General features: G+C 38.9%; 22 protein-coding genes, 2 pseudogenes and 1 riboswitch. Of the genes and pseudogenes, 17 read left to right on the forward strand and 7 right to left on the reverse strand.

Features of this window, described 5'->3' with window-relative positions; genetic code table 11:
- On the forward strand, positions 1-746 hold a 746-nt coding region (locus GN217_RS14085; protein WP_156857301.1), incomplete at its 5' end, for a transposase.
- A 198-nt stretch (positions 747-944) separates the two neighbouring features.
- On the opposite strand, the gene GN217_RS14090 is transcribed toward GN217_RS14085, so the two are convergent.
- Complete coding sequence (locus GN217_RS14090; protein WP_156857302.1) at positions 945-1,433, reverse strand: PTS sugar transporter subunit IIA; 489 nt, start codon at positions 1,431-1,433, stop codon at positions 945-947.
- Between the two features lie 248 nt (positions 1,434-1,681).
- Here GN217_RS14090 and GN217_RS14095 point away from each other — a divergent pair, with 248 nt between their 5' ends.
- From GN217_RS14095 to GN217_RS14105, 3 genes are all read left to right on the forward strand, one after another.
- On the forward strand, positions 1,682-1,840 hold the full coding sequence (locus tag GN217_RS14095; protein WP_188858099.1) for a hypothetical protein: 159 nt from the start codon (positions 1,682-1,684) through the stop codon (positions 1,838-1,840).
- Between the two features lie 312 nt (positions 1,841-2,152).
- Positions 2,153-2,497 (forward strand): PadR family transcriptional regulator, encoded by a 345-nt coding sequence (locus tag GN217_RS14100; protein WP_370459795.1) that lies wholly within the window; start codon positions 2,153-2,155, stop codon positions 2,495-2,497.
- Position 2,498: 1 nt separating this feature from the next.
- Positions 2,499-3,395: a permease prefix domain 1-containing protein gene (locus GN217_RS14105; RefSeq protein WP_232334449.1), complete on the forward strand. Its 897-nt coding sequence runs from the start codon at positions 2,499-2,501 to the stop codon at positions 3,393-3,395.
- Positions 3,396-3,945: 550 nt separating this feature from the next.
- On the opposite strand, the gene GN217_RS14110 is transcribed toward GN217_RS14105, so the two are convergent.
- The 3 genes from GN217_RS14110 to GN217_RS14120 all read right to left on the reverse strand — a co-directional run bounded on the left by GN217_RS14110 (position 3,946) and on the right by GN217_RS14120 (position 6,342).
- A complete protein-coding gene (locus GN217_RS14110; protein WP_156857306.1) occupies positions 3,946-4,581 on the reverse strand; it encodes a pentapeptide repeat-containing protein in 636 nt (211 codons plus the stop codon).
- A 479-nt stretch (positions 4,582-5,060) separates the two neighbouring features.
- A complete protein-coding gene (locus tag GN217_RS14115; protein WP_483310469.1) occupies positions 5,061-5,447 on the reverse strand; it encodes a PIN domain-containing protein in 387 nt (128 codons plus the stop codon).
- 187 nt (positions 5,448-5,634) lie between these two features.
- On the reverse strand, positions 5,635-6,342 hold the full coding sequence (locus GN217_RS14120) for a helix-turn-helix domain-containing protein (protein WP_156857308.1): 708 nt from the start codon (positions 6,340-6,342) through the stop codon (positions 5,635-5,637).
- Positions 6,343-6,524: 182 nt separating this feature from the next.
- A riboswitch (purine riboswitch) is annotated at positions 6,525-6,626 on the forward strand.
- A gap of 590 nt (positions 6,627-7,216) precedes the next feature.
- Between GN217_RS14120 and GN217_RS14125 the strand changes: the two genes are divergently transcribed.
- From GN217_RS14125 to GN217_RS14155, 7 genes and pseudogenes are all read left to right on the forward strand, one after another.
- Complete coding sequence (locus tag GN217_RS14125) at positions 7,217-7,792, forward strand: xanthine phosphoribosyltransferase (RefSeq protein ID WP_156857309.1); 576 nt, start codon at positions 7,217-7,219, stop codon at positions 7,790-7,792.
- Between the two features lie 5 nt (positions 7,793-7,797).
- A complete protein-coding gene (locus GN217_RS14130; RefSeq protein WP_156857310.1) occupies positions 7,798-9,105 on the forward strand; it encodes a nucleobase:cation symporter-2 family protein in 1,308 nt (435 codons plus the stop codon).
- 265 nt (positions 9,106-9,370) lie between these two features.
- Positions 9,371-9,454: pseudogene (locus GN217_RS19445) on the forward strand (hypothetical protein); the annotation flags it as partial.
- A gap of 480 nt (positions 9,455-9,934) precedes the next feature.
- Positions 9,935-10,132, forward strand: a complete 198-nt coding sequence (locus GN217_RS14140) for a hypothetical protein (RefSeq protein WP_156857311.1) — start codon at positions 9,935-9,937, stop codon at positions 10,130-10,132.
- A gap of 38 nt (positions 10,133-10,170) precedes the next feature.
- Positions 10,171-11,736, forward strand: coding sequence for a sodium:solute symporter family protein (locus tag GN217_RS14145; RefSeq protein ID WP_232334450.1), 1,566 nt, complete (start codon positions 10,171-10,173; stop codon positions 11,734-11,736).
- Positions 11,737-11,758: 22 nt separating this feature from the next.
- Complete coding sequence (locus tag GN217_RS14150) at positions 11,759-13,000, forward strand: Zn-dependent hydrolase (RefSeq protein WP_156857313.1); 1,242 nt, start codon at positions 11,759-11,761, stop codon at positions 12,998-13,000.
- Between the two features lie 47 nt (positions 13,001-13,047).
- Positions 13,048-14,328, forward strand: coding sequence for an ArgE/DapE family deacylase (locus GN217_RS14155; RefSeq protein WP_156857314.1), 1,281 nt, complete (start codon positions 13,048-13,050; stop codon positions 14,326-14,328).
- Between the two features lie 376 nt (positions 14,329-14,704).
- On the opposite strand, the pseudogene GN217_RS14160 reads toward GN217_RS14155, so the two are convergent.
- Positions 14,705-16,095 (reverse strand): annotated as a pseudogene (locus GN217_RS14160) (NAD-dependent succinate-semialdehyde dehydrogenase).
- A gap of 12 nt (positions 16,096-16,107) precedes the next feature.
- Positions 16,108-17,415, reverse strand: coding sequence for a 4-aminobutyrate--2-oxoglutarate transaminase (gene gabT, locus GN217_RS14165; RefSeq protein WP_156857315.1), 1,308 nt, complete (start codon positions 17,413-17,415; stop codon positions 16,108-16,110).
- A gap of 110 nt (positions 17,416-17,525) precedes the next feature.
- Between gabT and pdxR the strand changes: the two genes are divergently transcribed.
- From pdxR to GN217_RS14190, 6 genes are all read left to right on the forward strand, one after another.
- Positions 17,526-18,587, forward strand: a complete 1,062-nt coding sequence (pdxR, locus tag GN217_RS14170) for a MocR-like pyridoxine biosynthesis transcription factor PdxR (RefSeq protein ID WP_370459798.1) — start codon at positions 17,526-17,528, stop codon at positions 18,585-18,587.
- Entirely contained in the window at positions 18,571-18,960 is a 390-nt protein-coding gene (locus tag GN217_RS19450; RefSeq protein ID WP_370459797.1) for an aminotransferase-like domain-containing protein, read from the forward strand. The genes pdxR and GN217_RS19450 overlap by 17 nt, the downstream gene beginning before the upstream one ends.
- Positions 18,961-18,977: 17 nt before the next feature.
- Positions 18,978-19,874: a DMT family transporter gene (locus tag GN217_RS14175; protein WP_156857316.1), complete on the forward strand. Its 897-nt coding sequence runs from the start codon at positions 18,978-18,980 to the stop codon at positions 19,872-19,874.
- A 55-nt stretch (positions 19,875-19,929) separates the two neighbouring features.
- On the forward strand, positions 19,930-20,406 hold the full coding sequence (locus tag GN217_RS14180; protein ID WP_156857317.1) for a nucleoside deaminase: 477 nt from the start codon (positions 19,930-19,932) through the stop codon (positions 20,404-20,406).
- A 152-nt stretch (positions 20,407-20,558) separates the two neighbouring features.
- Entirely contained in the window at positions 20,559-21,800 is a 1,242-nt protein-coding gene (locus tag GN217_RS14185) for a Zn-dependent hydrolase (protein WP_198042672.1), read from the forward strand.
- A 115-nt stretch (positions 21,801-21,915) separates the two neighbouring features.
- A complete protein-coding gene (locus GN217_RS14190) occupies positions 21,916-22,722 on the forward strand; it encodes a glycosyltransferase family 8 protein (protein WP_156857319.1) in 807 nt (268 codons plus the stop codon).
- Between the two features lie 113 nt (positions 22,723-22,835).
- Here the strand turns inward: GN217_RS14190 and GN217_RS14195 are convergent, their stop codons facing one another.
- Positions 22,836-24,770 carry a TRAP transporter permease gene (locus GN217_RS14195; protein ID WP_156857320.1) on the reverse strand — a complete coding sequence of 645 codons (1,935 nt, stop codon included), beginning with the start codon at positions 24,768-24,770 and terminating at the stop codon, positions 22,836-22,838.
- Positions 24,771-24,777 lie beyond the last annotated feature (7 nt).

The following is a 24,777-nucleotide window of genomic DNA, read 5'->3' on the forward strand; positions in this document are numbered from 1 at the left end:
AGTTGCGTTCCGAAGTTCCCATAGACCCAAAATGGGGCGTAAAGAAGAACTCGGAAGGAAAAAATGTTTTTTGGTTTGGCTACAAAGCTCACTTAATCGTTGGCACATCCAGTCAATATATTTTGGATTCACTCTTTTCATCAGGAAATCTAAATGATGGGAAGGCTGCCATCCCGTTGCTTAAGGGAATTCATGAGCGCCTTCCTCAACTGAATTTACGTTATAATACGATGGATGCAGGCTATGACTTTGAACCGATTTACGAGCAAGTCCATCGGATGGGACAACAATCTGTGATTGCATACAACAAGCGAAATGAAGGGGAACTTCTGGGTTACGACAAACACTTTGCCCCAACATGTTTTCGTGAGCATTCGTACCGTTATGATAGCTTTGATGCCAAATATGAAACACTAAAATACACGAGCCCAAAAGAATGCAGGGAATGCCCTTTAGCGAATGAGGGCACCTGTCAAAAGGTTTATAAAATGAAAATAACGAAAGACCTTCGGAAGTATACTGCTCCAGCCCGCGGTTCCAAAGCATGGGACAATATTTACAAACGTCGCACCGCTGTAGAACGCGTGAACGCCTATCTTAAAGAATGGTTCCAATTGAACAATGTTCGTTATCGTACGGGAAAGCGTGCAAAAGTCCATTTTGACATGGTAACCCTTGTTTATAATGCATCAAAGCTCGCCGCGGATCGTATCGATGCGCAATTAAATCCATCACAAACTGCATGATTTCTGTTTTTAAAAATACAATTTAGAAATTCTGTACGTCTTTGTATTTTTAAAAAGAGCAATTATGAAATTGACTCATGTAGTATTTGAAATAGAAAAACCAGCAGCTTTCCATTTCAAATTGAAAAGCTGCTGGTTTTTCTAACTGTATAGTTTTGTTTTTGAGTCCCAACAAAATCAGTTCATTGTCAGCTCCCTTTATTTCACCGTAATAACAACATCTTCACTTGCCTTTACCTGCTTCAACTTCTGTTTATTTAAATCTTCAATATCATTCATATTTGTAATAAGCATAGGTGTGACAGTATTTGCTGCTTTTTCACCTACCACTGCCAAGTCTACGTCAACAAGTGCATCTCCTTTTTTTACTTTGTCTCCTTCTTTAACATGGATGGTAAACCCATCTCCATCCAATGCAACTGTTTCTAAACCAATATGAATTAAAATTTCTGTTCCATTGCATGCTTTAATCCCTACCGCATGTTTTGTCGGGAACGCTTGTATAATGTCTCCATCAACTGGTGATACCACTTTACCATTAGACGGTTTAATAGCAATTCCATCACCCATCATTTTTTCAGCAAATACCGGATCAGGTACTTCTTCCAAAGGTATTACTTCACCGTCAACAGGAGCAAATAATTCAATTTCCTGATTCTCTTTCTTTTTAAAAAGCTTCCCAAGCATAGCGCTATCCCTCCATTTAATTTATTACATACATGTTTATAAAAATCACTTTAGAAAGTGAAAACTTGGAAAAATATACCAGTCCATTTTCAAGTGTATTCTGCGTTCGGATTATCACTTTGATTTTATGGTAATAAGCTGGATCAAACTGCAGAGAAACTCCCAAATCTACATCACTTCATACAGCAAGATGTATTGCTACACTTATTGAAGAACAAGGCTATACATCCCTAAAAGTGAAATTTTATATGCATGATGATGATATCAATAAACTGTTGCAAATCGGCTTTTCCAGCAGCTCTCACAGAAAATTACTAGCTGATGATATTGTGACTGTCTTGCAAAAGAAATCAGCTGAGGAAATGAAAGAATTCTTGATTAAAAACTATCCTTCTCACTTTCTATAAAAGAATCCTCTATAAAAAATATTTGCTGATTCAATTATGAATGGAAACCAAGACTGGAGCAACTTTAGTCTTCAGCTTGCAGAGATAGTAGGGTATTTTCTCTGCAAGCTTTTTTCTATGGTTAAAATAACGAAGAAACCGAATGATTACGGTCAATTGGACTTGTTTCCAACATAAAAATATTAAACAACTACTTTTCCATTGACATATTATGACAGTCATAGTAATATACTTATACAAACAATTACTTTGTCTGTCATAGTATTTTATTTGTTATAGATAAGAAGAGTCATTGCAAGGCAAGGAGGGGTTTTGTTGGAAGGAAGAATTTCAGCAGATTTATTGCGTGGTCATACAGACACGATTGTGTTGGGAATACTATTAAAAAACGATGCCTATGGATATCAAATATACAAATCCATCATGGATCGAACAGACGGACTATATCAATTAAAGGAAGCCACGCTTTATTCCAGCTATAAACGATTAGAAAAAGAAGCATGTATCGTTGCCTATTGGGGAGATGAAAGTCAGGGTGGCCGGAGAAAATATTACCGTATTACTGATAAAGGCCGCATACAATACAAACAAAATATCGCCGATTGGGAATTTACTCAGCGGATTTTGAATCAATTATTGAAGGAGGAAGACGATTAATATGATGATAAAAAAATATGTCGATGATTTATTTCACGGATATGAATCAACAGCTGAGCTGGAGGATTTTAAAGAAGAAATCATAATAAATTTAAAGGACCGCGTGCAGGATTTAGAAAAAGCAGGAAAATCATCTGATGAGGCATTTGCAGAAGCTGTCTCAGAATTAGGTGACATTACAGCAATTGCCGATGATTTAAGCAGAGAAAAACGAAAGGAGATTATTGGAAAAATGTATGTAGATACAAAACCCAAGCTTTCTGCAGGATATGCCATTGGATATACACTTGCTGCAGGAGTTTTATTGTTTGGAATTATTACAAGTCTAATTACTTATTTTTCTGCAGGAAATAATTTATTCATTGCTATTTCCTCCTTCCTGCCATTCGTTGTACCTGCAGGAGCAGCGTTAACCTATTTAGGTTTAACAACAGAAACAACTGCCAAATATCCGATGGACTGGAAAAGGGCACTTATCTATGCCCTTGCTGTCGGCGCCATTTTATTCGGAATTTCCATCTCCAGTTCACACTTTTTTATGGAAAACAGTGATCCCGCTGCTATCCTGGGGGTGCTGGTTCCTTTTGTATTACCAGGCGTTCTGGTTATTGCCTTCTTAATGCTTACCGAAAAAAAACGGTTCAAACCATGGCTAATGCAGGAGCATGAACGATATCACGAAGCCTACGCAGGCTATTATAAAGATACAGAAGAAGTGACAAAACGCGGAATGCTGTCCGGAGCTTTATGGATTGGAGCGATAGGGGTCTTTCTTCTTATCTGGATATTGACTAATATCCTTTACTCCCTTCCTGTATTCCTATTTGCCATTGTAGGAGAACTCTTAATTGAGTACCGTATGATATCAAAGCATAAACGCAATTCAGCAACAAAATAATATCCAGACTACAATACTAAATTTTCATCCGTTTTTTACACCCATATTCTAAAAAGAAATGGGTGTTTTTATGTATACATATACCCTTAGGTATTCCTCTGAGCCTGTATACTTGATAGCGCCTGTAGTTAAGATATATGGTATTTAATATAAACAAAATAATCAAGTGAAATTTTCTAAATAACTAAAAAGTATTGTGACTTCAGAGTATAAGTCGAAACTTACCATAAATAGAGGAAAAGCAATAAGTCACTAGTTTTGATAAACGAAGGTATACTTATGAGGTTATTTGTCATGGGGTGCCATTGCAATTGGTAATGCAATTCAATTCATTCTGTTAATTAAAAATACAATTTCGTTAAAGTGCATGTATTGGAGGAAAGCGTGAAGAGTTATATGGACACATAGATATGCCATGAATTATATAACGAAAAGCTATAGCTTAATCAATAAATGCTTGCGGGGATGCCTATAACTAGAGGTCGTACGCATTTACATCCCCGAATTTACATTTTTTCCTTGTTGTATAAGTCCCATTCTAATAAAAGTACTAATCTTTTATTACTAAGCCCATTAGTGATGCCAATTGAATAGCTTGGTATGTGGAGACTTTGCAACCTTTGATAGCTTCGAGTGAAACCGTAAGTGAATCGAACTTTGAAGAACTTATATCTATTCCTTTTAGTGATGTCTGTTCAAAGTTTGTTTCATTGAGATCACATGCATCGAATGCGATTCTTTTAAATTTACATTCATAAAAATCGACATTTTGTAAGGAAGACTCTTGAAATATAACCTTCTGAAGTTTTGCATTTCCAAAGGTGGCGAAGTTCAATATGGAATTTTCAAATTTTACATTACCGATAGATGACTCTGGAAATTCACAGCCAACTAACTTACAGTTTATAAACTCTACTCGGTGAATCGATGATTTGCTAAAATCTACATTGGATAAGTCACATTTTTCAAAGCGAACATCTGTTATGTCGCCATTGCTAAAATCCGTATTCGTAAACGTGCTATTTCTTACGACTGCATTATATAGCCGTAAACGATCCACAGCCTCGTTTGTGAAATTAGAATCCATGATTTCACACATTTCTAGAATCGGGTCTTCTTCGTAAAAGATATCTTGAAAATTTTTTGTGAATAGTGCTGGGGAAATTTTAGGAGAATCAATTTTCATGCCTAACTTCCTTTCAGATATATTTATTTAGCCAACTAGCGAGGAGTATATCATAAATAATAGCGGCTAACTAGGATGTTATGATGAAGATCTCGTATTCGTTGAAAGATGAAAGAGGAAATGCGCAGAAAAGGCTGATGTGTTTTAATAACAAGGGCATCAGGTGGAGTTGGCTCCGCATTTATCCAATTAGTAAAAGCAAGAGGAGAAAAAGTTATTGTGGTTTGTGGGCCGGACAAAGTAGAGAGAGTATAGCGTTATGAAGCTGACGAAGTTATCTTGAGAGGGGATAGCTATGTTGAAAAGATTGGGAAAGTGAAAGTGGACGCCGTTTAAAGTCATTTTAAAATTCATTAATAAATGAGCTCACCATTAAAATAAATACAAGAATCCATATTAAAATCAATGCCTAAAGCACCATACATGTTGCAACTTCTCTATCATTATCATTGTTCTTGAATGGAATTTATTTTAAGATTTTATTCTGAAATCAAAAAGTCGTAAAAATCCCCCGGATGAATTCGTTGTATATTTCCAATTTGAGAAGGGAAACGCCGAGTATTTGTAGTTACGATGTAATCGCATTTTTCCTGGATGGCTGTAATCCAAACGTGAAAGTCATCTTGATCAAACCGATGAAGTGGCTCACTCATTTCTTGATTACCGGCAATCTGTTTAGCGAATTCATCCGAACATCCACTTAATAATGTCAGGACTTCGCCAATTGGTTGGTTCTCCCGGATAATTGTTTCAATACTATACCGCCCTACGATGCTGTTTACAGGCAACTCTGAGTAATTATCAAAAATAGGAGCTAAAAAGGAGAAGGTGAAGGTCATAATTTCTTCTTCACTGTATTTCACCATCTTATTTCCCTTCCCCAGTCCATTCGAGGAATTTCGCATGAATTCTAAGAGGCAAATTCTTGAAAGGACGGGTTGATAAAACTGAGGAGAACGAGCCAATTTCAGTAACTTCCGATTCAATCCATCTTTTCGAATCGCCCCGCAAAGGACCGTTGTATCAATAAATGCCTTCGGGGGACGAGTGAAACTAGAGGTCAAACTCATCTATATCCCCCGTTTCTACATTCTTTTCATCTATTCGTTGTAAAATCATTTCAGCTTTTTTATCTTGAGCATCTGTTGTAATGAGATTTTCTGCTGGAATCCGCCAATGACCAGTTCCGCCCACTCGAATAGCTCCTTTAAACTTACCTTGCTCACACATACGTCTAATAGTTTGGTCACTTAATCCTAACTTCCTAGCAGCTTCACTTGTCGTGTAGTACTTGTTTTCTTCTTGGCTACTTGCAATTTCAGTAAGTGGTACACTTCTATTTACTAAAGAATCATCCTTCATTTGTCTAACCCTATTTTTTTCTTTTGAAAGATAAATCCCTTTGTTGGATATTTGAGCAAGAATGGAAGCCGTTAACTTCCTATAAAAGTAACTCGGTTTTTCTGTAATGGAGCTAACTAGGAATAAATAATCTAATATCTTTTCAAAAGTTGCCTCCTTTGGGAAAGCGGATTTCGTAAATTCTTTGATAATTTCAGATTCCAATTTTTTTAGCTCTTCTAACTGTTCCTGTTTTGGAGAGACGAATGGAAGTTGGGAAATAATTGGGGTATACATGCCTATCTGTCTTAATGATTTCTCAATAGCAGCCTTCAATACAGCCACGGCGTGTTGTTCTTTTTCCTGCTCCATTAAAAAACGAACTGTATCCAACAAGTTTTCTTCTTTAATTGAGACCATGTCAAACCACTCCTTTCTAATTATAATATACTATTTAAAACCAACAAATACAACAAACTCAAATAAGTCAACAAACGTAATCTGGAAAATAATGACTAATCGCACCTAAGTCCAAATTGTTTGAAAGGTTTTACATATGGAAAAAGCCTTGAAATATGTCGATTACATGCTATACTTGTAACATTTAAAGCGAATATTATTTTCATATAATCGCGGGGATATGGCCTGCAAGTTTCTACCGGTTTACCGTAAATAAACTGACTATGAAAAGTAGCACAAAAAGGTAATTTTGCCGTTCAGGTTAAAATTTATCTTTTTATTTCGAGTCTATCCGCTCAGAAATTCTTGCTTCTTCATAGTTAGAAGTAAGAATTTCTGGGTTTTTTTATTTACTGAGACTATAAAATAAAGATACTGAGGTATCTAGTGTGCCGAGAAATAGCTACGTCCGCTCTGCGCCCAGCAACTATCAAACTTCACACTCCTGCAATCGATAAGGAAGACTTGCCGAGCGGTCTTTGTGAGGCCTAGTCGCCCTTATACCCTTGTGGTGAAAGTCAACATCGGCTCAAAACTAAAGGAGGGCCGTTTAAATTCGGGCAAGCCCAACTCACGTCTACCCCTAAAGGAGCATGTTTCCTTTATCTCATTCAGGTAAAGGGGAAGTTCGATTAAGTTCGCTCACGTATGGGGCAACATCGAACTACCTCCCGTCCTAGGAGGCACAGTTTGTACGTTGCTGCGACTACTGGATGTGCTAGTGCAAAATACTCTTCAGTGGGACGAGTAATCGCAGTCACAGGTGTTGCGTAACGAATCGCGTTTTTAGCCTGTAAGGGCGTTTACGCCTTAGTATATTGGAAAGGAGATCGTTATGGAACGATTAAAGCAAAAGATTATAAACGAAGGTAAGGTATTGTCTGATTCTGTATTGAAGGTGGATTCGTTTTTAAACCATCAAATCGATCCGGTATTAATGCAGGAGGTTGGGGAGGAGTTTGCTTCCCGCTTTCAAGATGAAAGAATTACAAAGGTATTAACACTGGAGTCATCAGGAATTGCTCCATCGGTCATGACTGCATTACGGTTAGGTGTTCCAACGATATTTGCCCGGAAACGTAAATCGCTCACCTTAATCGATCACTTATATAGTGCAGAAGTCTATTCTTACACGAAACAAGAATCGAACACTATTTCTATATCGAAGGATTACATCACACATGATGATGTTGTCTTAGTTATTGATGACTTTCTCGCTAATGGACAAGCTGCACTTGGTTTAATCGATATGGTAAAACAATCCGGGGCGACATTAGCAGGAGTTGGAATTGTCATTGAAAAAGGTTTTCAAAATGGCAGAAAGCTTATTGAGCAAGAAGGATTCCGAGTGGAATCATTAGCTATTGTTTCTTCGCTTGAAAATGGGAAAGTAACCTTTAAGGAGGATTAACCTAGATGAAAACAGCGGCTTTAGGAATGCAACATGTACTTGCAATGTATGCAGGCGCGATATTGGTCCCACTTATAATCGGCGGTGCACTGGGTCTAACAACGGAACAACTCACGTATCTCGTTGCGATCGATATCTTCATGTGCGGAGTAGCTACCATTTTACAAATTGGAAGCAACCGTTTTTTTGGAATTGGACTTCCAGTCGTTCTTGGCTGTACCTTTACAGCGGTTGGACCAATTATTGCGATTGGCGGAGAATTCGGTATCTCAGCGATATATGGTTCGATTATTGCATCAGGAATTTTTATCATTTTGATAAGCACGATATTTGGGAAGTTAGTTCGCTTTTTCCCTCCGATTGTGACGGGAAGTGTCGTTACGATTATCGGATTAACCCTCATCCCTGTTGCAATTAATAATTTAGCTGGAGGACAAGGGGCTAGTGACTTTGGTTCATCAATGAATCTATTATTAGGATTTGGTACCTTAACGTTCATCATTTTCATGTATCGCTTTTCGAAAGGATTTATCCGGTCAATATCCATTATCATCGGACTTATTGCCGGTACTCTAGTAGCTGCTGTTTTAGGGAAAGTTAATTTTAGTGCCGTCGGGGAGGCTTCTTATTTTCATATGCCGCAAGTCTTTTACTTTGGTATGCCAACATTTGAAATCTCCGCAGTTCTCACGATGTGTCTTGTTGCCATGGTTTCCTTAGTGGAATCTACGGGTGTTTATTTTGCACTTAGTGATATTACAGATAGAACGTTATCGGAGGAGGATTTAGCAAAAGGTTATCGTGCGGAAGGGATTGCAGTATTATTAGGAGGAATTTTTAATGCTTTTCAATATACGGCATTCTCACAAAACGTTGGTCTTGTTCAATTAACGGGTGTAAAAAAACGGAAAGTCATCTTCGTAGCTGGGATTATCTTGCTTGTATTTGGATTAGTTCCTAAAATTGCTGCCGTAACAACGATTATTCCCACCGCTGTATTAGGTGGTGCCATGCTTGCAATGTTCGGCATGGTTGTATCCCAAGGAATTAAGATGCTAGGAAGGGTGATTAGTGAGTCCCCGGAAAATTCGATGATTATTGCCTGCTCGGTAGGGATGGGACTGGGGGTAACCGTTGTACCTGACCTATTCTCTGTTTTACCATCCGGCATCCAAATTTTAACGAATAATGGGATTGTTGCAGGAAGTGTAACAGCGATTGTTTTAAATATTATTTTTAATATACGCCCTTTTACATCTAAACGCTCTTCCCCCGAAGCCGCTCAACAAATGGCAGAACAAAAGGCGCTTTAGTTTCCCTTCTAGGCACCTGACCATTTTCATTTAGGTTAGGTACATGCAGCTCGTCTCTGAATAGGATGTAGTGTAAACGACCAGGATTGCAAGGAGAATGTATGTGAATAATCACTAATTGGCAAGGTACCGAATACAATAACGGATATAATCGGTATAGACAGATATCGATAGAAGAAGCAATGAACATTGCAGTAGTTGAGTTCCTGAACAAATCGTCAAAGTAAAATAAGAGAAAGAACAAGGTATTTGAGTATATGAAGTCGAGATTATAACTGCACAGGACGTTAAATATGAAGTAGAAGTTGATATGAATACAGGAAAAATTGTAAAGGTCGAAGTGGATTAAGAGCTAAGGCATAATGGGTGGGGAAATTGTAGAAGGAATGATGGATAAAAAGGGAATAATAGATGCGTTTTAAATGGAAGAAGACCATTGATCGGATGGTCTTCTTTTTGTTTTTTTAAACAACTTCCTACATGTATTGGATAAGCGACAGATTAGTAAAACTATTGGAGTTAGTTTGCCGAGTAAGCAAGTTAAACACATTTTAGCTCAATATAAAACTTTATTCTGGTACCCTAATTATATATGCATCTGGTACTTTTCATTAGACAGAATACTTGTAATAATAAGCATTATGATTTTTATAACTAACTCTGTAACCGTTTTCTCTAAATGGATTATAAATACTGAATAAGAAAGAGGTGACCGCTTAAAAGCTCAATAAGTATCTGGTGAAAAGTTGGAAAATTGGTATATATAGCGCTAGTGCAGCGTTTTAAATTTATTGAAAAGATATAGAAAGGTAGAGGTGGTGATTATTTTATGAATATAAGTGTATTAATCTTGTTTTTAAATGCAACATTGCTTCCCGTTCTTTCTCTTATTATTGTAGTTACGATACTTAGAAAGCAATACCTTCCAGTTATTCGCCAAATGGAAAAAGAAGAAGCCGAACAACTACAGGAAGAAGGAAAAGTTAATGATGCTTATAAAATGGAGAAAAATGCAAACGTAAATTAAGGGGGATACATATGGCCATTGCAATATTTATTATAGTTTTGATTATCTACATCTTTGTTGGTGCTGTAGTAAGTAAATTCGTTAAAAATAGCGATGATTTTTATACAATGGGAGGCAAAGGATCCACAATCCTAATAGTGAGTACATTAGCTGCTACATTTCTTAGTGCTACGACATTATTAGGTATTGCAGGACAATCATATACGGAAGGTCCTTTAGTCTATTCAACACTTGGCTCTTTTGGTTCATGGATCGGTACGTTACTTGCAGTAGTATATATTGGTCGAAAAATGAAAGCATTAGATTGTACAACCATGCCAGATTTCTTTGAAAAGAGATTTAAAAGTAAATGGGTTAGTGTTGTTGCAACAATTATCATGATTATTGGATTAATTGGTTACGGTGTCGTTCAGTTTATCGGAGCAGGTTTAGTATTGAGTGAAATCATTGATATAAGATTTGAGTTAATTATGGTTTTATTTACGATTGCATTACTTGCTTTTACAGCCTTTGGTGGGATGTACAGTGTGGTCATTACAGATACGATAATGCTTTTTACAATGTTAGCAATTACATTCATCATTGCTCCAATGATTATTGGACAAGCAGGCTTTGATCAAATAAAGAATTTATCTGAAACAATACCAGGATATTGGACGTTAGCAGGAGCAGAGGATCGTTCCATTGGTTGGTCTATTTCTCAATTCCTTGTATGGATCTTATTCTTTACTTGTATGCCTGCTCTTGTTTCTCGTGTTTTCCCTGCAAAAAATGACTTTGTTATATTAAAAGTTGCATCGATTGGAGTGTTTTTTGCTCCGCTTATGCAAATTCCTATTTTTATTGCCGCAGGAGGAATGCAGGTACTTGCTCCGAATATAACACCAACAGATAATGTGATGGTTTTTGGATTCATGGAGTTTACTCCACCAGCAATAGCCGGTATTGGACTTGCTGCATTGATGGCTACAGTTCTATCTACGGCATCAACGTTATTTGTCTTAGTTGGTTTCGCTCTTTCTCGAGATCTATACGAAAGAATATTCGAGAAAAAACTTACGGACAGACAAAGCTTGTCATACGCACGTATCGCACAAATCATAGTAGCTGCCGTGGTTTGTCTTATTGCTATTATGCAACCATCCGCTATTTACTGGATTTCTATTTATGCAGGTTCCTTCTTTGCGGTAGGGTGGTTGCCGACAATCATCGCCTCATTTGAATGGAGGCGTATGAATTCTAAAGCAGCATTATCAAGTATGATTATCGGTGTTACAACATTTGTTATCTTTGGAGAACTAATAAGGAGAGGTGTGATGCCTGTTCCTGAGGGTATAGATGAACTTATGCTTGCTCTTGTTTTCTCAGTTGGATCATTAATTATTATTGCTTTATTAACAAAGCCGAATACGTATGAGCTACAGTATTTTACAAAAATGAAGCAAACAAGTATGGCAAAGATCACAATTAAAGAATTTCAGAAAAAGCCAAATGGGCTTGCATTGATAAAGAAACAATATAGACAAGTCATTCTAAGTGCTGTCGCGATTACTTTAATTTCTGTTGCGATATGGGGTTATTTATTTGTTCAGCTAGGGCTGTAATTCTTTATTGGGGGTGAAGGTATTGAAAAAAGTCGAGGAAAGAATAAACTTTAGGAGATTAAAGAACACAATTGATAAAAGTGCAGAAATAGGCGAAATACCTGGAAATGGGTTGAAAAGGCTCGCGCTCTCGGATGAAGACAAAGAAATGCGAGATTTGTTTAAGAGTTGGATGGAGGAAACTGGATTATCCGTTCGTATCGACGACTTTGGTAATATGTATGGAAGAAGAGAAGGAAAAAGGGATCTGGCACCTGTTTTAATCGGGTCTCATTTAGATACACAACCAAGAGGGGGACGTTTCGATGGGATATTAGGTGTTCTAACAGCCTTAGAGGTTGTAAGAACACTTAACGACTATCATATTGAGACAGCTAGACCTATAGAAATTATTAATTTTACAAATGAAGAAGGCGCTCGTTTTGAACCACCAATGATGGCATCAGGTGGTCTAGCTGGTATATTCGAGAAAGAATTTGTATATAGTAGGGTTGATCGAACTGGAAAGAGTTTTGAAGATGAACTAAAACGAATTGGTTATGACGGATTGCAAGAAAATAGAATAAAGGATTTTTTTGCATTCTTAGAGCTTCACATTGAACAAGGACCTGTGTTAGAGAGTGAAAATATTTCTATTGGTGGAGTTGAGGGGATTCAAGGAATGAATTGGCGTGAAATAACAGTAACCGGGGAGGCCGATCATGCCGGTCCTACGCCAATGCATTTAAGAAAAGATGCTCTCGCAGCTGCATCGAAAATGATGAGTGTTATTGAAGAAACAGCAATTAAGTATGGTGTAACGGCAACGGTGGGCCGTCTTTCCGTTACTCCAGATGTTGCAAATTGCGTCCCAGGTGAAGTGGTATTCTCACTAGATGTTCGTCATATGGACAATGATTTAAGAATGAAAACCTTGGAAAAAATGATAGATGAAATGGAAAAGGTAGCGTTAGAACGAAACGTTTCATTTGAAGTTGAAAATTTATGGGACTCAGAAACAACATTATTCAATGAAAAACTTAGAAATTTGATAATGGAAACCGCTGAGAAATATGGATATACAAGTAAAAGCATCCCAAGTGGTGCTGGTCACGATGCGAAGTATATGAATGAACTTGGGCCAACTGCGATGATATTCTTACCAAGCGTTAATGGAAAGAGTCATGATGTATCAGAACTTACCTTAGATGAAGATATAGAAAAAGGGGCAAATGTATTATTTGGTGTAATTAAAAGGTTAGCAAACGATGAGATGAAACTATAAATTCTTTACCGTAGATCGGAATACTTTTATGAAAGAGGGGATCCTGTATGAGTAACATAACATCAAAAAATTTAGAAATAGTAAATCAAGCGATTGATGATTTATGGGAGGAAGAATTACTTTTTCTTAAATCAATTGGATCATTTGAAAGTACATTAGGAAATGAGAAGGAAACGCAAATTTTTATTAAGAAACATTTAGACGACATGAATTTAACAACTACTCTGTTTTCACCTGATCCTAAACGTCTTTCCGCTTATGAAAATTATGGAAAGCCTGAATGGGATTATGAGGACCGGCCAGTTTTAGTTGGGGAATGGAAATCCGATGGAGAAAAACTGGGAAAAAGTTTAATTCTTCAAGGTCATATTGATGTCGTAAGTGCAGAACCAAAACAATTATGGGAAGAGGACCCATTCATACCAACCATCATTGACAATAAAATGTATGGACGAGGGATATTGGATATGAAGGGCGGAGTAGCTGCGGCTATCTATGCAGTAAAAGCACTACAGAAAGCAAATATAAAATTGGGCGCAGACCTCCAAATTCAAACAGTAATTGAAGAGGAATGTACAGGAAACGGAGCACTAGCATTACTAGATAAAGGATTTGTAGCAGATGGTGCATTAATACCTGAACCAACAGAACTTCGCGGAATTCATTCGCAATTAGGTGTTATGTGGTTGAGAGTGAAGGTGAAGGGAAGCGGGGCTCATGTCGAACGAGCAGAAATGGCGCAAAATGCGATTAATAAGTCAACAATACTAATTCAGGCGCTGGAAGATTACAGAAAGCATATTAATGCTCAACCAAAACATCCAGATTTTACCCATCATTCTCATCCTTTAAATGTAAATGTAGGAGTCGGATATGGAGGAGACTGGCCTTCTAGTGTTCCTAATGAATATACATTTGAGGCAAGGGTAGGGTTTTATCCAGGAACTGATCCATCAGACGTCCAAGAAGAAGTAAAGCAATGGTTTTTAAAAGCCTCTGAACAGGATGATTGGCTAAAGGAGAATCCACCGGAGATTACATTTTTTGGTTTCCATGCACCAGGATATACAATATCTAAAGATAGTGAGCTTTTTAACCGTATAGCTTTAGCACATAAAAAAACAACAAATGAAGAAATGGAATCATTGGCATTCACTGCTACTACTGACCTTCGTGCATTTGGTGAGTTTGGTATACCTGCAACGTGTTATGGACCAAGCGGAGCCAATATGCATGCACCAAATGAATATATTGACTTAGATAGTCTTAAAACTGTAACAAAAACAATTGCTGCATTTATTTTAGATTGGTGTAAGGAGAATAACTAGGACATCATTTAATAGTTAAATAACTTAGAGAAAGACAAGTTCATTAGTCCAGCAAAATATTGTACTAGTGAACTTGTCTTCTCATTTATTATCTTATGCTGCTTTTTTACTTTCTTTTTTTGATACCCTACTCTTACCTAAAAAGCTAGTCTAAAATGAAATGGGCTTGCTTTGAGAGAATGAAACCACTCATTAATGTATTTCTTGATCTTTTAATAATCATGATAACAATGCAAGCTTATTAAAGGCCTATCCATTCATTCTAAAATAGGATTGATAAGTTGAAACTCTCCTTCTCTTTTTATAAAAACTGTATTTATAAGATTACAACCGCCAAGCAGCTTGTTTGGGCTGTTGGCGGATATTTAAAATAAGCTTATAGATTTCCAATTGATAAATATTTCGTTTCTAAATAAGGCTCGATTCCCTCACTGCCACCTTCTCGGCCGATTCCACTTTCTTTCATTCCCCCAAATGGCGCATGTGCGGCAGATGGTGCTCCGTCGTTCCAACCAACGATTCCGAAGTCGAGGTTTTCATTTAAGTAAACCCCTGTACGGTAATCATTTGTGAAGAAATAAGATGCTAACCCAAATGGAGTACTATTGGCAATCCTGATTGCTTCATCTAACTCTGTAAAGGTGGTGATTGGAATAACTGGTCCAAATGTTTCTTCTTGCATAATATTCATATCTTCTCTTACACCTTTTAAAACAGTTGGATGGATGAAGAAGTACCCTTTTTCTTGGTTGGCATCGAATACGTTACCAGTTAGGACCTCAGCACCTTTATTAACCGCATCTTCTAGCTGGAAAACAACTTTATTGAATCCCTTTTCATTAATGACCGGACCAACATCTGTATCTTCATTCAAACCATTACCTAACTTTAATTGACTTACTGCACTTGCCAGCTTTGAGAGAATTCTTCTACCACGCTTTCATGTACTAAGACGCGGTTTGCACAAATGCACGTTTGTCCCGCATTACGGAATTTTGAAGCGACGGTCTGGGTTACGGCGAAATCAACGTCTGCATCAGCTGCAACAATGACTGGTGCATGTCCACCAAGTTCCATTGAGATATGTTTCACCGTATCAGCACTCTTTGCAATAAGAGACTTACCTACTGGAGTGGACCCTGTAAATGTGATTTTACGGATGTAAGGACTACTTGTAAAAATATCACCAATTGTTGAGCCATTACCGTTCACGCATTGTACTACATTTTCTGGAATCCCGGCATGGTGAGCAAGCTCAATTAATTTTATTGTTGTCAGCGGTGTTTCTGCAGCTGGTTTTACAATAAATGTACATCCTGCAGCAAGTGCCGGGGCTGCCTTTCTCGTCATCATGGCTGCAGGGAAGTTCCAAGGTGTAATTGCTGCGACTGGACCAACTGCTTGACGTGTAATAATAATTCGCTTTGTTTCCGTGTTTGCCGGAATGGTCCGTCCGTAAAGACGTTTTGCTTCTTCAGCATACCAATCGATATAACTTGTTGCATAATCGACTTCACCAAGCGACTCTCTAATTGGCTTTCCACTTTCTAGCGTCATCACCTTAGCGATTTCTTCTTTACTTTCCTGAATAAGGCGAGACCATTTTTGCAATAGCCTTGAACGCTCATGGGCATTGACAGAAGACCATGCCTTAAAGCTTTCGTGGCTTCTTAAGATAGCTTGTTCGACTTCTTCTTTGGTGTTTGTTTTTACTTCTTCGATTAACTCACCTGTTGCTGGATTCTTTACTGAAATATATTTTGTCAATTTTATTTCCTCCTATTGATTAGCGAAAGCATCTTCAAGAATTGCTAATCCTTTGTTCAATTCTTCATCTGTTATTACAAGTGGAGCTAAGAAGCGAATGACATTTCCTTTAATTCCGGCAGATAATAGCAGTAAACCATTGTCATTTGCATATTTAGCAATTTTAGCTGTTGTTTCTTTATCTGGGTTTTTATTTTGACGGTTATCGACGATTTCAACAGCAACCATCGCGCCTAGACGGCGAATTTCACCGACAAACGTATACTTCTCTTGTAGTTCTGTAAGTTTATTTTCAATCTTTTCACCAACGATTTCCGCCTTGGCAGGTAGATTCTCTTCTTCCATAATATCAATGACTGCTAATGCTGCGGCGCATGCAACAGGGCTTCCTGCATACGTTCCACCAAGCTCTCCAGGATTTGAGGCATCCAGAATTTCTTTACGGCCAACAACGCCACTTAGTGGAAGACCAGCTGCAAGGGATTTCGAAACCGTAATTAAATCTGGAACGACATCGAAATGATCAATTCCAAAATATGCCCCAGTACGTCCAAAGCCAGTTTGGATTTCATCAGCTACAAAAACAATGCCATGCTCTGAGCAAAATTCTCTTACCGCTTGCACGAACTCTTTAGGAGGGATAATGAATCCACCTTCTCCTTGAACTGGTTCCATAACGACACAAGCGACTGTTTCTGGTGCAACCGTTTCCACGAAAAAGTCTTTAAAATCCTGTATGACATGGTCGGTATATTCTTCTTCCGATAATGATTCTGGTCTCTGATACGGATAAGGGAATGGAGCTTGATAGACTTCTGGTGCAAAGGGACCAAAGCCAAACTTATAAGGCTTTACTTTGCTCGTCATGCTCATAGTCATGTTCGTACGACCGTGGAACCCTCGAACGAACGAAACAACAGCTTGTCTACCTGTATATTTACGAGCTACTTTGACAGCATTTTCCACTGCCTCTGCACCTGAATTTAAGAGTAGTGCTTGCTTTTCAAAGTTTCCAGGTGTAATTTTGCAAAGTTTCTCGGCAAGCTCAATATAGCCTTCGTACATCATGACGTTAAAGCCAGGATGTAAAAATTTATCAATTTGTTCTTTAACTGCTTCTGTTACTTTCGGGTGTGTGTGTCCAACGTTTAAAGTACCAATCGCCCCTGCAAAGTCGATAAATTCATTTCCCTCGATGTCCGTAATTGTCGAGCCTTGTGCATCCCGCGCAATGTGTAAGTTTCCATTACTAACCCCACGAGGGATATATTTATTTCGTTTATCTTGCAATTCTTTTGTACTTTTAGTTAATGAATCCATTTTGTAATGCCTCCCATTTTCAGTATTTATACTGATATTATAAGATTCTGTTATAATGGAAAGTACCAGAATTATAATTAATATGGTACCAGAAGGAGAGGGAGAAGTTGATGATGTTAATCAAGGTTGATCGAGAGAATACTGGAAAGCATATCTATCAGCAAATCTACTTAGAAATGAAAAAGAGTATTTTAGCAAATAAATTGGCTCCCGGTGAAAAGCTTCCTTCTAAAAGAAAGCTAGCACAAGAGCTGGGAGTAAGTAATAATTCGGTTACGAACGCGTATGAACAACTACTTGCAGAAGGATATATTTATACCGTGGAACGAAAAGGGTATTATGTGGAAGATATTAAACAATTTATGAGTCTGCAAGAGTTTTCCATGCGACCGGATTTTCCCGATGATTTGAAAGAAAAAGAGACGTCTGAGGATGATAAAGAAAGCTGGATTTCTTTATCACATATGTCGACAGACCTTTCGATATTTCCCTTTAAAGCATGGATGAAATGTGAAAGGATGGCAATTAAACATCACAAAAAAGAGCTATCAGAAATATCCCACCCTCAAGGCCCTTATCTTGTCAGGCAAACGATAGCTCGCCTTATCGCTGTTTCCCGCGGAGTGATGTGTGAACCGGAACAAGTGATAATCGGACCAGGAACCCAGCCGCTTCTTTGGCAGATAATGAATATGTTACCATCTGGAATTACGACAGCTATTGAAAACCCAGAATACTCTAGGCTTTATCAACAATTAAAAGATACGAATCATCAAGTTGCCCCCATTTCTTTAGTTGATAAAGGGATTGATGTGAAAGAGGTGAAAGAACTTAATCCAAATCTTTTAATTATTACTCCATCTCATCAATTCCCAACAGGAATAATTATGCCGATTTCTAAAAGGATGGAATTGCTGAATTGGGCAGTGAATCAGGAGAATACTTATATTATAGAAGCTGATTATGATAGTGAATATAAATATGGTACAGATAACATTCCTTCTTTACAAAGTTTAGACAGACATGAGCGTGTTATTTATACAGGGACTTTTTCAAAAACAATGATGCCAGGCTTACGAGTTAGCTATTTCGTCTTGCCTCCTGCTTTGTTAAGGGAATATCGACGTAAATATTCTGGTTGGATTCAAGGAAGTAATGTGCTCAGTTTATAATACGCTTCACTACTTTATTGAAACTGGAGAATATGCTAAGCATATTAATCGGACGAATAATAGCTACGAGGAAAAGCGGGAGTTGTTAGTTGAAGAATTAAAACGAAAATTTATGAAGGATATTCATATTAAGGATATTCGAGCTGGCTTGCACTTTCTAGCTGAGTTTAAAACGAATAAGACATATGAGGAGGTAGCTCAGCTGGCGAAGAATAAGAAGCTTGAGTTGTACCCTTTAACTCGGTTCATGCTAAAGGAAGAGCAAGTTGATAGGGGGAATAAAATTGTGCTTGTGTTAGGATTTGCTAATATTTCTAGAGAAGAAATTCCAGAAGCGGTCGAACGATTGTATGAGATTCTTAAAGAAGATTGAATAAGGGAGGGAAACGATTGAAGCAGAGAACGATTAACATTCTTTTAGTCATTACAATTATTTGTATCTCCTTATCTGCAATACTTGTGAAGTTATCGGATGCACCTTCAACGGTTATGGTCATGTACCGGATGTTTTTGGCATGTGTAATCATTCTTCCTATGGTTATTAAACATCGGAAAACATTTCTTGGGATACGTGCGAGAGAATGGGTAGCGATTGTATTTGCTGGTATCTTTTTAGCCGGACATTTTGGATTATGGTTTGAATCCTTAAATCATACGACGGTGGCAAGTTCTACTTTAATTCTAGCGCTACAGCCTGCGATTGCTTTAGTTCTGGGACTACTCTTCTTTAAAGAAAAGGTAGATGTTCGTACCGTGTTTGCGATGGGAGTTGCTTTTATCGGGGTTGTCATTGTTGGTGGAGGTAATTTAGGAGGCGGGACTGGCGCTTTCTTTGGAAATATTTTATCTTTCTTTGCCGTTGTTTCTATTGTTCTATATTTAATGATCGGGCAATGGAATGTAAAATCAATTAATCATTGGGTATACAGCTTTTTAGTCTTCTTTGTGGCTGGGGTAACGGTTGCTATCTTTAATTTAATTGGCGGGATACCTTTTACCGGTTATAGTACAAATGATTGGGCCGTCTTCATGATGCTCGCTATTTTTCCAACAGGGGCACATATTATTTTCAATTTGCTATTAAACTATGTCAATACTACAACTGTATCAATGGCTACGTTAGGAGAACCAATTGGGGCTTCTGTTTTAGCAATATTCCTTTTAAATGAGATGATTACACGAGTAGAAGCTGTTGGTGGTATCCTGATTATCGCTGGGATATTTTACTTTCTAAGGTTGCAAGGAGGTTCGAAGGAAGTGGTGCTGAAGGAATCGGAAAGCTTGTAAAATGAATGGGTACATAGATAGAATATGGGTACATGAAACGAAGGAGGACTACAATATGATAACAGATACAGATTTAAAGCATTTACGTCGTTGTGTGGAATTGGCAAAAATCGCTCTAGAGAAAGGTGACGAGCCATTCGGTTCTGTTCTCGTCTCAGCAGATGGAGAGGTACTTTTTGAAGACCATAACCATGTTGCGAGCGGAGACCATACGCAGCATCCGGAATTCGCTATCGCGCGCTGGGCAGCTGAGAATATGACACCGGAAGAAAGAAGTAAAGCGACTGTTTATACTTCAGGTGAACATTGTCCGATGTGTGCTGCGGCTCATGGCTGGGTTGGCTTAGGTCGAATTGTGTATGCAAGTTCTTCGGAGCAGCTTGCGGAATGGATGAGCGAACTGGGGGTTGCTCCGTCGCCTGTTCGGAATTTGCCGATCCAAGACGTTATTCGCGGTGCGGTAGTTGATGGGCCAGTTTCTGAGCTTGCGGAAAGGGTTAGAGAATTGCATTACAAGCTGCACCAGAAATAAAGCTTGAACAACTTATGCTCATGATTTTGCTTCGGTCAAGGACTAGGCCCCTTGACCTTATTTTCGTGCATGCAAAAATTTCCTGGAGCTATTGCGGAATATACTGTAAATTATAGGTATACATAATGCTTTAAATAATGGGGATGAGTCTTATGAAAATCGATCGCTTGATGGAAACGCTGCATATATTGAATGAATTGGGTGAGACGGATCGCGGGATTGAGCGGGTTGCCTATACATACGAGGAATATATCGCAAAGCAATATTTGATGAGAGAAGGGACACTGCTTGGGCTTGAAACGGAAATTGATGCCGCAGGGAATGTTATCATCCGCCTGCCTGGTGCGGATGACTCGCTTCCCCCCGTCATTATTGGCTCTCATTTAGATACGATTTACCAAGGCGGAAGGTATGATGGTCTACTTGGGGTAGTAGCTGGATTTGAAATTATCCGTTCGATAAAAGAGGCAGAGATAAGGACGCAGCATCCGATTGAATTAATCGGTTTCACTTGTGAAGAATCATCGCGTTTTAATTTCGCGACCCTTGGGAGTAAGGTGATGATGAATAAGGTAGATCTTGCGACATTGGAAAACTTGCAGGATAGAAATGGAGTGTCACTTAGGGAAGCGGTCAAGGAACAGGGGCTTGAGCTGGACCAGTTTCCGCAGGCGGATCAGAGCAATAGACGTGTAAAGGCATTTTACGAATTGCATATTGAGCAAGGACCAAAGTTAATCAAGGAAAACAAACAAATCGGTATTGTAACAGGTATTGCAGCACCACTCCGTTTAGCAATTCATATTTCCGGGAAGAGTTCCCACTCCGGAACAACAGGGATGAAGAATCGGCGTGATGCATTGCTTGCTGCAGCTGAGTTATCGCTAGCAGTGGAAGAAGCGGGTCTTTTGGAAGATGAATATGAAACGGTCGCAACTGTCGGAGTACTTGATATATCGCCAAGGGCCATGAACGTCGTGCCCGGCAGTGCATCACTCAAGGTGGATATCCGCAGTATATATGCTGATTCACGTGAACGGGTGCTTGAACGGATAAAGGAAAAGGCAGAGCAAATCGTGAAGAAGCGTGCGACACCAATTTCAATGGAGATCATCCAAAATGATGATCCGGTCATGATGGATGAAGACTTAGCGCAGGCGGTTGCAGTAACATGTGAGGAGGTCGGGGTTTCTTATATGTTTATGGCGAGTGGTGCAGGGCATGACGCGATGAACACAGCTTCCCGCTGGCCGACTACTCTTATATTCGTTCCTTCTGTCGATGGTCTGAGCCACCATCCTGATGAATTTACGGAGGAAAAAGATATAGAAATTGGGGTAACGGTATTAGAGATGGAAGTTTTAAAGCAAGCGGGTGGATTTGTGAATAACTAGCAAGAGTGGATTTTGGCTGCCGGGTGAGTTTGTCAGGCCCTGAAAATGATGTGAATTTCTGCAGTGCGAAAGTTGAGTCATGAAGCAATAAAAAATAGGGTGGGAAAAGAAAATCATGAATATCCTCGTAACGTTGAATTCAAATTATATCAATCCATTAAAGACAATGCTGAAGTCCCTTTTTGTAAATAACCCTGGAGAATCCTTTGCTATTTATCTAATGCATTCGTCTATTGAAGATGAGGAACTGGATGATCTCATGCGGTATATTCAACAAGAGGGTCAGGAGCTTGTCGTGATTACAGTGGAAGAGAAGCACTTTTCTAATGCTCCAGTTGTTAAGCATTTTACGAAAGAAATGTATTATCGTTTACTAGCTTACCAAATGCTACCGCAAGAGCTCGATCGAATTCTTTATCTTGATCCAGATATTCTGGTCATAAATGAAATTCGCACCTTGTATGATATGGATATTTCGGAATATCTATACGCTGCTGCGTTCCATGATCGTTCCATTTTAAGCGATATTAACAAAATTCGCTTTCCGGGCTATGAAATAGATGAATATTATAATTCTGGTGTTCTGTTAATGAATTTAGAACGTCAACGGATGGAAATCAAGGAAGAGGAGATTTATAAATTTGTGGAGGAAAACAGGAAAAAGTTAATCTTGCCTGATCAGGATATTTTAAATGGTTTATACTCGGCAAAAATAAAAAATATAGATGAAATCTTATATAACTTTGATGCACGGTTTTATCTGTATTATCGTTTAGCTAACAAAAATAAAATTGATATGGATTACGTTATTCACAATACAGCGATCATTCACTTTTGCGGGAAGAAAAAGCCATGGCATGTCAATTATTCCGGTAAATTTCATTCCTTGTATAAGCATTATGAAAGAATAGCTTTAGGATAGTTTCTTACCTTGCACTACGCGGCGGAAGTGTACTAGTTCCCGAACTAGCTAAGCCCATTCGGGAACTGCTCCGCTTTTAGTTTCTTGGTAAAAGTTAGACTCCTCACACTCGGTTATTGAATAGTTCGAGGAACCTGCTCCCTCGACCCTCTTTGCATGAAGAAAACAAAGAGAACCAATACAAGCCCAGCTATGTTCAAAACGATACTTGGGAATACAAACAAACAGCCACTACTTAATAAAAGGATACGATCTAGTACGGTCGCACTCGTAACGAGCCAGCCAATCATCGCCCCAGTAAGTGCAACAATACCAAGTAAAGCTGTAAGAACAGCCAGAACGATGTCTCCGATTGAACCATCCAGCAACAATGCTGGCTCCAGCACGAACATAAATGGAATAATAAACCCAACGATTCCAAGCTTTACGGCCTCTAAGCCAACTCGGTTCGGATTTTCCTCGGCAATTCCAGCGGCTGCATAAGCTGCAACTGCAACTGGTGGCGTGATTGCTGAAAAAATAGAGAAATAAACGATAAATAAATGTGCTGCCATTGGCTGAACACCTAATTCAATTAATGCAGGGGCAGCAAGCATGGCTGTTAAAATATAAGCAGCAGCGACCGGCATACCCATCCCTAATACAATACAAATAATCATTACAAGCAGTAATGTAGGAATAAGAAGTCCGCTCGTTAAACCAAGCACAATACTTGTCAATTTCCCTCCAAGTCCTGTAGACATGATTGCGGTAATGATTAAGCCTGCAACAGCACAAGCCGCCGTAACAGGAATGGACGATTTTGCACCGTCAACAAGTGCTTGAATCGTCGCTTTAAAACCAATCCGTGTCTCTCTGCGAAACCAGCTTACGACGATAATAGCTAGAATTGCGTAAAATCCTGTTCTTGCTGCACTATATCCCTGAATAAGGAAATACATAAGCACGATGAAGGGGATAATATGATACCAGCCTTCTTTCAGAACCTTTTTAATGTCAGGGATATTTTCCTCTTTCGGCCGGGGCATATTAGAACGCACTGCCTCTAAATGAACCATCAACAGCAAGGAAACATAATAAAGAATCGCGGGAATTGTTGCAGCAAGCGCAATCATCCCATATGGGATTTGGGTTACCGCGGCCATTAAGAAGGCAGATGAACCCATAATCGGCGGTAGAGTGCTTCCACCAGTTGACGCGGCAGCTTCAATACCCGCAGCAACAGATGGTTTATAGCCACTTCTTTTACTCACTGGAATCGTAAAAGATCCAGTCGCAACAACATTCGCCGTTGGACTTCCGGAGATAGATCCGAAAAAGGCACTTGTTAACACCGCCACTTTCGCTGCGCCGCCTCGTGTTCTCCCAGCAATCGCAGTCGACAATTGAAAGAAAAATTCACCTGCTCCAGCCTGTTTTAAAAACGCACCAAACAAGAGGAACATAAACACGAAGGTTGCCGCTACCGAAATTGGAGATCCCCACAATCCGTTATAGCTGAAGGCGAGCTCATGCATGACGTCTGTAAAAGAAAACTCCCGGTGCTGCCAGATCCCCGGCAAATAATGCCCGAAGAAAATATAGCTAAAACCGGCGAGCACAATCGCAATAATCGGAAAGCCCATCGTCCGGCGGGCTGCTTCAATTGCTAACACGATAAATACAAGCCCGAAAAATAAATCAAGAGTCGTGAGCGGGTCCATAATTGGAATCCTTACAGCTATACGCTCCGCATGCATAGAAAAGTAGACTCCAGCTAGAATAACGAGGAGTACCGCTGTATAATCGATCCAGGTCGGATTCTCCGTTGTTTTCCCTTCGTGAGCTTTCCTGGAATAACCATACAGCAAAAAGGCGATTGCAAGAATACCAGATAAATGCAGTGCCATTTGATTCAATGGATCTAATTTCCCCCAAATGACTGACCAAATTTGATAGACTGCAAGAATACAAGCAAGCAGTCTGAAGATATGTAAATGATAGGATGACAGCCGGCGACGGTACCCATACCCAAACCAGCCAGTTATACGTGCTTTTAGGTTCACCATTGAACAA

This window comes from Oceanobacillus sp. AG, from assembly GCF_009746545.1.
Taxonomy (GTDB): domain Bacteria; phylum Bacillota; class Bacilli; order Bacillales; family Amphibacillaceae; genus Oceanobacillus; species Oceanobacillus indicireducens.